Source organism: Natronomonas sp. (genome assembly GCF_036625485.1).
Lineage (GTDB): Archaea > Halobacteriota > Halobacteria > Halobacteriales > Haloarculaceae > Natronomonas.
Genome location: NZ_JAZKTR010000096.1, coordinates 1 through 9,791, shown reverse-complemented (window position 1 = coordinate 9,791; position 9,791 = coordinate 1). Strand labels below are relative to the sequence as shown.

The 9,791-nt window shown below is 63.8% G+C and carries 13 protein-coding genes; 11 read left to right on the top strand and 2 right to left on the bottom strand.

Annotated features, from left to right (window positions below):
- From V5A53_RS10105 to V5A53_RS10075, 7 genes are all read left to right on the top strand, one after another.
- Positions 1-305 (top strand): plastocyanin/azurin family copper-binding protein (locus V5A53_RS10105; RefSeq protein WP_332313482.1); only part of this gene is annotated, 305 nt, incomplete at its 5' end.
- Between the two features lie 2 nt (positions 306-307).
- Positions 308-706 (top strand): DUF7318 family protein, encoded by a 399-nt coding sequence (locus tag V5A53_RS10100; protein ID WP_332313481.1) that lies wholly within the window; start codon positions 308-310, stop codon positions 704-706.
- Between the two features lie 3 nt (positions 707-709).
- On the top strand, positions 710-1,555 hold the full coding sequence (locus V5A53_RS10095; protein WP_332313480.1) for a ubiquinol-cytochrome c reductase iron-sulfur subunit: 846 nt from the start codon (positions 710-712) through the stop codon (positions 1,553-1,555).
- Between the two features lie 2 nt (positions 1,556-1,557).
- Positions 1,558-2,361, top strand: coding sequence for a cytochrome b (locus tag V5A53_RS10090; protein ID WP_332313479.1), 804 nt, complete (start codon positions 1,558-1,560; stop codon positions 2,359-2,361).
- A 2-nt stretch (positions 2,362-2,363) separates the two neighbouring features.
- On the top strand, positions 2,364-3,122 hold the full coding sequence (locus V5A53_RS10085) for a cytochrome bc complex cytochrome b subunit (protein ID WP_332313478.1): 759 nt from the start codon (positions 2,364-2,366) through the stop codon (positions 3,120-3,122).
- A 52-nt stretch (positions 3,123-3,174) separates the two neighbouring features.
- Complete coding sequence (locus tag V5A53_RS10080) at positions 3,175-3,567, top strand: DUF7315 family membrane protein (RefSeq protein ID WP_332313477.1); 393 nt, start codon at positions 3,175-3,177, stop codon at positions 3,565-3,567.
- Positions 3,560-3,823, top strand: coding sequence for a DUF7314 family protein (locus V5A53_RS10075; RefSeq protein WP_332313476.1), 264 nt, complete (start codon positions 3,560-3,562; stop codon positions 3,821-3,823). The genes V5A53_RS10080 and V5A53_RS10075 overlap by 8 nt, the downstream gene beginning before the upstream one ends.
- A gap of 323 nt (positions 3,824-4,146) precedes the next feature.
- Here V5A53_RS10075 and V5A53_RS10070 read toward each other — a convergent pair whose 3' ends face one another.
- The gene (locus tag V5A53_RS10070; RefSeq protein ID WP_332313475.1) at positions 4,147-4,584 is read right to left on the bottom strand and encodes a DUF7313 family protein; all 438 of its coding nucleotides are present in this window, start codon (positions 4,582-4,584) and stop codon (positions 4,147-4,149) included.
- 125 nt (positions 4,585-4,709) lie between these two features.
- On the opposite strand from V5A53_RS10070, the gene V5A53_RS10065 reads away from it, so the two are divergent.
- Positions 4,710-5,858 (top strand): HAMP domain-containing sensor histidine kinase, encoded by a 1,149-nt coding sequence (locus V5A53_RS10065; protein WP_332313474.1) that lies wholly within the window; start codon positions 4,710-4,712, stop codon positions 5,856-5,858.
- Here V5A53_RS10065 and V5A53_RS10060 read toward each other — a convergent pair.
- Entirely contained in the window at positions 5,855-6,916 is a 1,062-nt protein-coding gene (locus V5A53_RS10060) for a polyprenyl synthetase family protein (protein ID WP_332313473.1), read from the bottom strand. The two genes, V5A53_RS10065 and V5A53_RS10060, sit on opposite strands and share 4 nt — an antisense overlap.
- Before the next feature lie 128 nt (positions 6,917-7,044).
- Between V5A53_RS10060 and V5A53_RS10055 the strand changes: the two genes are divergently transcribed.
- The 3 genes from V5A53_RS10055 to V5A53_RS10045 all read left to right on the top strand — a co-directional run.
- Positions 7,045-7,764 (top strand): ATP-NAD kinase, encoded by a 720-nt coding sequence (locus V5A53_RS10055; RefSeq protein ID WP_332313472.1) that lies wholly within the window; start codon positions 7,045-7,047, stop codon positions 7,762-7,764.
- A 51-nt stretch (positions 7,765-7,815) separates the two neighbouring features.
- Positions 7,816-8,874, top strand: coding sequence for a M42 family metallopeptidase (locus tag V5A53_RS10050; RefSeq protein WP_332313471.1), 1,059 nt, complete (start codon positions 7,816-7,818; stop codon positions 8,872-8,874).
- A gap of 528 nt (positions 8,875-9,402) precedes the next feature.
- The coding region (locus tag V5A53_RS10045) for a plastocyanin/azurin family copper-binding protein (protein ID WP_332313470.1) at positions 9,403-9,791 on the top strand (389 nt) is incomplete at its 3' end.

The following is a 9,791-nucleotide window of genomic DNA, read 5'->3' as shown; positions in this document are numbered from 1 at the left end:
ACGTCGTCAGCGAGGCGGGCTACACCTACGAGTACGAGTTCACCGAAGAAGACGCCGGTATCACGACCTACAAGTGCGAACCGCACGAAGCACAAGGTATGAAAGGCGGGGTTGCCGTCGGTGACGATGTCGAGACCGTCGAAGTCGGTGGCGGCGCCGACATCAAGGAGCCGGTGCACTTCGGCGTTCACCCACACGAACACTGGGTCGGCATCTCGGTCATGCTGATGATGTCCGTCTCGCTGGTGTTCACGTTCTTCACGCTCAAGTACGGCGAATCGCCGCACACGAGTGGAGGTGACTGAACGTGGCAGACGACAACAGCTACGGCGCGATACACCGGTACGAACCGGCGCGTGAGAGCACCGTCGCCGCGATCACCATCGTCCTCCTGTCGGTCCTACAGATAATCTTCGTCGGCATGTTCGCCTACGGCCTCACAGCCGGGTGGGCAGTCGGGACGTCGACGGGGACCGACGCAGGGAACGTCCTGCTCGGCCTGCTTCTGGCGGCCGTGTTCATCAACCTCGCGTTCATTCTCCTTCTGTACCGCAAGGAGTTCCTCCCGGACGTGATGGTCGTCAAGAAGCGGCGTCGGAAATGGGAGGACCTCTACGTTCGCGAAGAGGACATGGAAGGCACCGAAATCGGCGGCGATATGGTGGAGAAACTGAAACGTGCTATCTATCCCTACTACAAGCGATAAACAATGAGCGAAGACAAATATCCGAGCGAATCCGGACGTCGACGGTTCGTCAAAGGCGTCGTCGGTAGTGCCGCACTCTCCGGCGTCGGCGTCGGCGGTGCGGCGACGGTCGACCTCGCAACACAACCCTCCGGTGGCGGTGGGGGTCCGACCCCCTACGTCGGCATCCAACTGCTGGGCGGTCCCGCGCCCCGCGGGATGCCGTATATACCGATCGAACTGGACGACGAGGGGTACATCCGTGGCGTCTGGCCCGAGGCCGAGACGGTGACCGAGGCCGGCCGGACCTACGATGTCGCCGAGACGGAGATCGGTGGCCAGACCTACTCCTCGGAGTGGTTCCAGTACTGTGGTCGCCAGCAGGCCGGCGGCGTCGTGCCGAGTGCTGATCAGAATAACTACTTCCTGTCGGGAAGCGACCCGAGCTACGACTGGCAGGCGGAGGAACTCTCCGAGGGCGACCGACTCAACATCGACCACTTCTCCGATTACGAGTCGTGGGGTAACGAGATCGGCGACGAAGGTGTCGGCAAGCCCGCGGAAGCGACGTGGCGCTCGGAAGGCACCGAGGGCGTCCTTCCCGTGACGGTGATCCGGAGCAAGCGCATCGAGGAGAAGGCCCAAGAGGGCGGAGAGGTCGGCAACTGGTATTCGGGAGCGTCCGAACAGGGCCTCATCGCCTACCTGAACGTCTGTACGCACTTCTGCTGTGTGCCGGGGTACAAAACCAGCAGCGACGCACCGAACTACAACGCGGAAAACGGGGTCTACTGCCAGTGCCACCAGTCGCGTTACGACCCCTTCACGCCGGAGTTCGGGACGTTCACCGCACTTCCCCGACCTGACTAACCATGAGCCTGGAACGAAAAGACGAACACGACCACGAAGCGTGGATGGAGACGAAGGACCTCTCACCGATCGAGGAGGTCTATCTCACCGCGCTCATCTGGATGGACCGTCGGCTCCGCATCGTCGATTACCTCGAGTTGCTGGAGGACATGTACTACAAGACGAACCTCCAGATGCCGAAGAGCCACACCGAACAGTACAACCTCGACAACAAGTTCTGGTACTGGTATCCCTTGTATGCGTTAGGGTCGTTCAGTACCATCGCCTACGTAGTCGCCGCCATCTCCGGCGCACTACTGGGCTTCTACTACGCCCCTTCGACGGCGACGACGGAAGGTGCCCGGACGGTCGCCTACTCGAACGTCCTGTTCATCATGGGCGATCTGAACTTCGGGTTCTTCCTCCGGAGTCTCCACCGCTGGTCGGCGCAGGTGATGACGGCTGCGGTCTTCCTGCACATGCTCCGTGTCTACTTCACGGGCGCGTACAAGGAGCCGCGTGAGTTGAACTGGATACTCGGTATCATCCTCATCTCGCTGACGATGGTCTTCGGGTACACCGGCTACCTGTTGCCGTGGAGCCAGTTGTCCTACTGGGCGGGTCAGATCGGCGTCGAGATGGCGCTGTCCATCCCGCTTATCGGCGAGTGGGTCGCACAGCTGGTATTCGGCGGCTTCACCCTGGGTGAGGCGACACTGCAGCGGATGTACATCCTGCACGTGTTCGTTCTCCCCTTCGTCGTCACCGCCCTCATCGCCATCCACATCGGTATCGTCTGGATGCAGGGTATCGCGGAGCCACACTAACAATGAGCGACAAGGAACCCAAAACCGACGGCGGCATCGTCCCGCAGGACGACCAGGCACCGACCTGGTCCGAGCGGAAAGAACGCACACAGGGGCTCGCTCGCCTCACCTACGAGTACTTCGAGCGGTCCCGCCGCGAGGACGAGGACCTGCGCCGCGCATCCGACTACGTCGAGCGTGACGTGCTCGCGTTCCCAACGTGGCCCCACGAGATGATCCGCAACCTCGCGATCACGTCGTTCTTCGTCGGCCTGATGTTCTTCATCGCGGCGGCGGTCCCCATCGGGGTCCCCGAGCCGGCCAACCCCAACACGACGCCGGCGGTCATCCTGCCGGACTGGTATCTCTACTGGTCGTTCGGGCTGTTGAAGCTCCCGCCGCTGAACCCCGAACTCGCGATACTCGGCGGCGAGAAGCTCATGGCCGACCGGACCTACGGCGTGGTGGCGAACCTCGTCGTCGTCGGTGTCATCGCCATCGTTCCGTTCCTGAACAAGGGCAACGCGCGCCGCCCCGTCGAGGAGCCCTTCTGGGCAGCCGTCGGCGTCGGCGGCGTCGTCTTCGCCTTCACCATCGCGGTGATCGCGGTCCAGAACCTCGTGGCCGGGACGTTCTCGATAACGAGTGCCGAAGTGTTCGACTTATCGTTCCTCCTGCCGGTCGTCGCGGGCTTCATCACCTACGCAATCCTGAAGGCGATGCGCGAGGGGTACATGTTCGAACTCAACCGTCGGTACTACCGGCTGCGCCCGCCGAAGTAACCGACCACCGCTTTCGGCACTTTTAGGCTCGCGCCCGCTGTTTTCTTCCGTAATGGCCTCATCCGAGGATTCGACTAGCCAGTCGGCTACTGCCGAGTCGACGGACGGCGATGCTGCTGTCGCCGACGCGGATGCCGACGCCGAAGCCACTGATGCGGAGGGCCCCGGCGGACGTGATATCGTCGTTCCGCTGCGGCTCTACAAGACGATCACCGTCTTTTCGACACTCATCGCCGTCGTCGCCATCCTCGCGGGGTTCGTCCTGCTCGACCGCGGCACCCAGCGGGCGACGGCGAGTCCCGACGAGGTGAGCCTCCCCGTCGTCGCGCTCGGCCTCGCCCTCATCGTCGGCGGGAGCGCGGTCTACGTCTTCTCGACGCGCTTCCGAACCGAGGGAATGGGAAAACCTAAAGACGACACCGACGAACCATCAGATAATGGCTGACGAATTCGCAAAGGGGCTCGGCATCCTCGCTAGCTGTGGGATGGTCTGGATCGCTATCTCCACGTGGCTGACCACGGAGAGCTTCGCTGGGACGCAACTCATCGCCCCGCCGCCGGAGGATCCCGGTACGTACGCGGAACTCGTGCTCGTGTTGCGGGAGGTCGTGTGGTGGTTCATGATCTTCGGCGTCCTCACCTTCTGGGTTCTCATCCCGGCCTATCAGGAACTGCAGGGCTACCTCAAAGAGAGCGCATAACCCCACCACGCGGATTCCGACTCGGCGCTGACCGCTCGGTTGTTTCTCGTCGACTTGCTGGTCGCTAGTCTACCGTGTTCGTCGTACCGTCGACGACACGTTCGACGGTGAGGACGCTTCTTGTACGTCGTCTCTCCTGCAGGACCTTTGTACGTCGTCTCTCGCTCGGTACGTCTGGTCGGCAACTCGCACAGTGCTTCTCGTGGTGGCCGCCTCGAACCATAGGTCAAGCCAGTCACTACGCTGACGACGGAACTCGGTCGCGCGAAAACCGCGTGAAAAGTGGTGACAACGTGGGCGTGGGCCCGGAAGCGATACCGCGATTAGACGACGGCGCTCCAGTACGGTTCGATGAGGAAGAACAGCGCCTGATAGGCGATGTACAGCAGCGCGACGATGGAGGCGCCGATCGCGCCCTTCGGTCGCTCGATGTCCCAGCCCTGTCGGGCCTCGACCTTGCGGGCTTCGAACTCGAAGAAGTCCGTGAGGAAGAGCCCGACGACGAGGAGCGTTGTAATCATCCCAGCGTGGCGATGGACGGTGAGATAGTAGAAGGCGCCGACGACGAGCAGGAAGTTCGTCGCGACGGTAAGGGGGTGGCGACCGACGGCGTCGGCACCGTCCTTGGCCTGTTCGACGATGCGGTTGTATTCGAGGCCTCGGGCGACTATGTTGAGCAGGATGAGTGCCAACATCACGTACGCGATGACCGGGGCCAGGTACGTATCGACCGGGCCGAACAGCGTCACCGATGGATCCATATCTGGTGGTGAGTTCGGCGCCCATTAATGTGTTTCCAAATTCCGGCTCTCTACCGATGGGGTTTCGCACTCAACGTTCGAGCCACGCGGCGGGCTTTTAGCATACTATTTTATATCCATTCATGATGAACCAAGGCAGCGTGTCGGAGCTCAGACGACGAGTGTTGAACGTCCCGGCGTGGATCGTCAGCGGGACCGGCCTCGTCCTAGCGGGGCTTTCGCTCTGGTATCTCATCGTCATCCGGGCCTACTATCTCGGGGGGAGTGGATTTCAGCTGTCCCCGGCCACGGTTCTGGAGCTCATCGAAATCAGCCTCCTTGGCGGGTTCTCCATCGTTCTTATCTACGCTGGCTACTGGCTGGCCAGTTCACAGTTCGAGCGGCAGCGGCTGTGGTGGGCGGGGCTGTGGACACTCATCGGGATGACCGGCATCATCGCGATCGTCGTACTCTTCAACTCCCTGCAGATGCTACAGGGCGAGCGACTCTCGGAGCCTTCGTTCATCCAGACGATGCTGCTTGCGGCCGGCGGCGGCGCTATCGCAGGCCTGCTCATCGGCATCTCGACGGTCCGAGAGACCGTCGAAGCCGAACGCGCCAAACGCCAGCGCGATACGCTCCTGTTCATCAACGAACTCCTCAGACACAACGTCCTCAACGGGATGCAGATAATCAAGGGGAACACGGAACTGCTCGAAGCCCACGTGGATGGGGCCGGCGAACAGTACCTCGAAACGACACAGGACCGGTCCGACAGCATCGTCGAGTTGATCCAGAACGTGCGGGTGCTGGCCGATTCCGTCTCACGGGAGACGTCACTTCACCCGGTTTCGCTCGACGACGTGGTTCGAAGCGTCGTCGACGGAGCCCGCGATGCGTATCCGGACGCGGAGTTCGACGTTGCCGTCCCGGAGGACGTTCGTGTGCGTGGCGATGACCTGCTGGAAGCCGTCGTGGAGAACCTCGTCTCGAACGCCGTCGTCCACAACGACAGCGACACGCCACGGGTGGCAGTCTCCGCGACGGTCGATTCCTCGGGGAGGGTCGTTCTGGAGGTGGCCGATAACGGCCCAGGTATCCCCGAAGACCGCCGGGAGCAGTACTTCGAGCCGGGCGAACAGGACGAATCCAGCGTCGGGCAGGGACTCGGCCTCTATCTCGTCCGGACGCTCGTCGACTGTTACGACGGGGACGTTCGAATCGAGGACAACGAACCACGGGGGACGGCCCTCGTCGTCGAACTCGCGCAGGCGGAACCGGACCGAAGCGCCTAGATCTCGCGTTCGACGACGAAGTCGGCAAAGCCAGTCAGTTTGGCTTTCGGTCCGTCTTCGAGGTCGAGGCCGTCGAGGTGGGCCTTCGATCGTTCGGACAACTCCACGGCTATATCGCGGGCGTACTCGACGCTACCGGCCGAATCGAGGATGTCGATGGCTTCCATGACCTCCTCGTCGGTGTTGTCCTCGGCCCACAGGATCGCTTCGAGGCGGGCCACGTCCTCGGGGTCGGCGTGTTCGGCCGCATGGATCACCATGAGCGTCTTCTTGCCTTCGCGGATATCGTTGCCCATACCCTTGCCGAAGTCGCCGCCCTCCTCCATCGCGTGTTCGACGTCGAGGACGTCGTCGGCGATCTGGAAGGCGACGGACATGTCCTCGGCGTAGTCGGCGACGGCATCTTCCGCATCGCCGTTCTCGGTGACGATGGCCGCCAGTCGGGCGACGATGCGGCCGAGACAGCCGGTCTTGCAGGCGGACATCTCCAGATACTCGGCTTCGTTGATAGTGACCTCCTTCTCGTTGTGCCAGCAGATGTCCATCCCCTGGCCGAGATGCGTGCGGTTGAGTTCGTGCATCAGCATCTCGTAGGCATCGAGTCGGACCTCCGCCGGCAGGTCACCGGGATTGCGGGTGATGATCTTCAGCGGCAGGAAGTACATCGCGTTGCCCGCGTTGAGCGCCACGTCGGCGCCGTGGGTGTGGTGGAGCGCGGGTTCGCCACGGCGGTGGGTCGCACCGTCCTCGACGTCGTCGACGATGATGGTCCCATTGTGGAGAATCTCCGGAATGATGGCGTACTGGAGGTACTCCTCGGGGTCTTCGCCGAACGCCTCCACGAGAAGCAGAAAGAGGACGGCGCGCCACCGCTTGCCGCCCCGGTCGAGCAGCTCCCAGATGGGGTCGGACAGCGCGCGCTGGACCGCCGCCGGCTCGTAGGCATGAGAGGCCTCGCCGAAGAAATCCGTGAGATACGCGTCGTCGATCTCTCGCGGCAGCACCGATTCGATGGCCTCGTCGACCATCGGCCGCCACTCTTCGAGTACGCTGCGCATATGACGTGGCTGGCGGTGGCGGGATAAAAACCCTCCCGTGCGTCGATCCCGTCGGGTCGGCGTGGCCGATCGTGTCCTCGCGCCCGCGACGGGGGACTTTTGAATCCCCCGTCCGTGCTTTCGAGCAGATGAGCCGACAGCGCGTTGGTGTCGTCGGGGACGAAACGCTTGTGGATGTCGTCGAGGCCGCCGGCGGCGACCCGAGAGCCGGCCGTCCCGACGCCTTCGACGACGTCGAGTTCGTCGTCGCCGCCGGTGAGGCGGCACTCGTCGACCTCGCCCGGGCGGACGCCGACGTACCGATCCTGCCCGTGGAAGCCGGCGCCGGGGTTCGGTCCATCTCCCGACGCGCCGCCGACGAAACCCTCGAACGACTCGTCGGGAGCACGTACCCGACCGAACGACATCCCGTCCTCTCGGTATCGGGGTCGGAGACCGAAGTGCGCGCGCTCTTCGACGTGACGCTCGCCGCGGCGGAACCGGCACGCATCTCGGAGTTCGCGGTCCGGTCCGGCGGCGAATCGGTCGCTCGCTTCCGTGCGGATGGAGTGACCACGTCGACGCCCGCCGGCAGCGTCGGCTACAACCGCTCTGCGGGCGGCCCCGTCGTCGCCCCCGAGACCGACGTCGTCTCCGTCGTTCCGCTTGCGCCCTTCGCGACGGACGCGGACCACTGGGTGTTGCCCGCCGAGGCGGTGACGCTGTCGGTGACCCGAGACGAGACCCCCGTCGAACTCCTCGCCGACGGCCGCTCGGAGGGCACCGTCGAAACGGGCGAACCCATCGACCTCGCGTACGCGGGCGCGATCGAGACGTTCGTCGTTCCCGAAGGCGAACGCTTCTTCTGAACGTCTGCAAGAATTGCAACCGTTTAACTCGTGGGCCGCCGAAGCGCGGGTATGGCATCCCAGTTCGACTACGACCTGCTCGTCGAACTCACCGAAGAACGCGGCGTCCCCGGCTACGAGGACCGGGTTCGACAACTCGTTCGTGAGGAACTCGGCCCACACGTCGACCGGATCCGCTCGGACGCGATGGGCAACCTCGTCGGGACTATCGAGGGCACCGAGACCCCCGAATACGAGGTCGTCGTCCCGGCGCACATGGACGAGATCGGCTTCATGGTCCGCCACATCGACGACGACGGCTTCGTCCAGCTCGATGCGCTCGGCGGGTGGGACCCCCGAATCCTCCGGGCCCAGCGCGTGACCGTCCACGCCGACGACGAGGACATCACCGGCCTCATCGGTTCAGTCCCGCCGCATACGCTCTCCGAGGAGGACCGCGAGGAACAACCCGACGTCGAGGACGTTCACATCGACCTCGGTCTCGACGCCGAGGAAGTCGACGAACGCGTTTCGGTCGGCGACCTCGTCACCATCGACCAGACCACCGACCGCGTCGGTGACTTCGTCACCGGCAAGTCCCTCGACAACCGCGTGTCGGTGCTGGCCATCATCGAGGCGGCCCGCCGTATCGAGGACCCGGACGTGACGATCCACTTCGCCGCGACCACACAGGAGGAAGTCGGCGTCCGCGGCGCCGAAGCCCTCGGTGTCGACCTCGACCCCGACCTCGTCGTCTGTCTCGACACCACCGTCGCCAACGACGTTCCGGGCTTCGAGGGCGGCGAGTACGTGACCGAACTCGGCGAAGGCGCGGGTATCAAGCTCAAGGACTCCAGCGTCATCACGAACCACAAGGTCCACCGCCGAATTCTCGACGTCGCCGAGGACCGAGATATCGACCACCAGTTCGAGGTACTGCCCGCCGGTGGGACCGACACCGCTGGCCTCCAGCGTACCTCCGGTGCCACGCCGGCCGGCGCCATCTCCTTCCCGACCCGCTACCTCCATACGCCGACCGAGAGCGTCCACAAGGACGACGTCGACGCCGCCATCGACCTGCTCGTCGGCGTCCTCGAAACCGAGGACGGCGAGCACGACTACACACTCTGACAGCCACTTTTTGTACACTCCGGCGGCGGCCTGCGGCCGCCGCCCGCGACAAAAACGTGGGGAAAATATGCGGGAGAGCCTCCAGCCGCCTCCCTTCGGTCGGCGTTAGTCGGCTCTCGCTACCGGACTGCGGGCGCCTTCGGCGCCCTCGTCCGGGGAACCGCCTCGGGGGCGACCTTCGGACGTCCCCTCGGCGGATGCTTCCCAAAATCTTGTCTGAACTGGCCGGACCAGGACACTTGTGCCGGCTACTTCAGCAGCTGGTGATTGTGATGTCCGCGAGCGCCCGCAGGGCGCGAGCGGGAGCGTTGGAAGACGAACGAAGTGAGTCTTCCTGAGGGAGAGTCGACGTGTCTTTTTCATCGAAGTGGTTCGAGAGTCCCCTATGGCGACTCTCGTCACCCGGCGAATCGCCGGCGGCGATTCGCATGGATTTTTGCCGGTCGCTCGCGTCAGCGAGCCACCGTACAAAAAGTTCGTAGAACGAAGTTCGAAGGATTGAGTACGGGGTGGTCGCAAGGGATGGGTATGAGCACGAACGACATGAGTCGCCGTGGGTTTCTGACGGCGGCTGCGGGGACCGCTGCGGCGGGTGCGGCAGCCGGGACGGCCACGGCCCAGCAGGAGGCCCCCGATTACGGCCCGTACCTCAACGATGCGAACCTCTACAGCGAGGGCGAGTTCGAAGATTATCGGGGCGAAGACTCGCTCACGATCTCCGTCGGTGCCGGCGAAGGGTTCTCCTTCGATCCGCCGACGATCTGGATCGATCCCGGAACGACCGTCACGTGGGAGTGGACGGGCGAAGGTGGCGGCCACAACGTCGTCCCCGAAGAGGGTCCCGCGGGCTTTGAACAGCCGGACGTCGTCAGCGAGGCGGGCTACACCTACGAGTACGAGTTCACCGAGGAGGACGT

Excerpts from the sequence above, each read along its gene's own strand:
- V5A53_RS10095 (WP_332313480.1), top strand. The coding sequence starts at position 710 with ATGAGCGAAGACAAATATCCGAGCGAATCCGGACGTCGACGGTTCGTC.
- V5A53_RS10070 (WP_332313475.1), bottom strand. The coding sequence starts at position 4,584 with ATGGATCCATCGGTGACGCTGTTCGGCCCGGTCGATACGTACCTGGCC.
- V5A53_RS10050 (WP_332313471.1), top strand. The coding sequence starts at position 7,816 with ATGGCATCCCAGTTCGACTACGACCTGCTCGTCGAACTCACCGAAGAA.
- V5A53_RS10055 (WP_332313472.1), top strand. The coding sequence starts at position 7,045 with ATGAGCCGACAGCGCGTTGGTGTCGTCGGGGACGAAACGCTTGTGGAT.
- V5A53_RS10090 (WP_332313479.1), top strand. The coding sequence starts at position 1,558 with ATGAGCCTGGAACGAAAAGACGAACACGACCACGAAGCGTGGATGGAG.
- V5A53_RS10080 (WP_332313477.1), top strand. The coding sequence starts at position 3,175 with ATGGCCTCATCCGAGGATTCGACTAGCCAGTCGGCTACTGCCGAGTCG.
- V5A53_RS10075 (WP_332313476.1), top strand. The coding sequence starts at position 3,560 with ATGGCTGACGAATTCGCAAAGGGGCTCGGCATCCTCGCTAGCTGTGGG.
- V5A53_RS10065 (WP_332313474.1), top strand. The coding sequence starts at position 4,710 with ATGAACCAAGGCAGCGTGTCGGAGCTCAGACGACGAGTGTTGAACGTC.
- V5A53_RS10085 (WP_332313478.1), top strand. The coding sequence starts at position 2,364 with ATGAGCGACAAGGAACCCAAAACCGACGGCGGCATCGTCCCGCAGGAC.
- V5A53_RS10060 (WP_332313473.1), bottom strand. The coding sequence starts at position 6,916 with ATGCGCAGCGTACTCGAAGAGTGGCGGCCGATGGTCGACGAGGCCATC.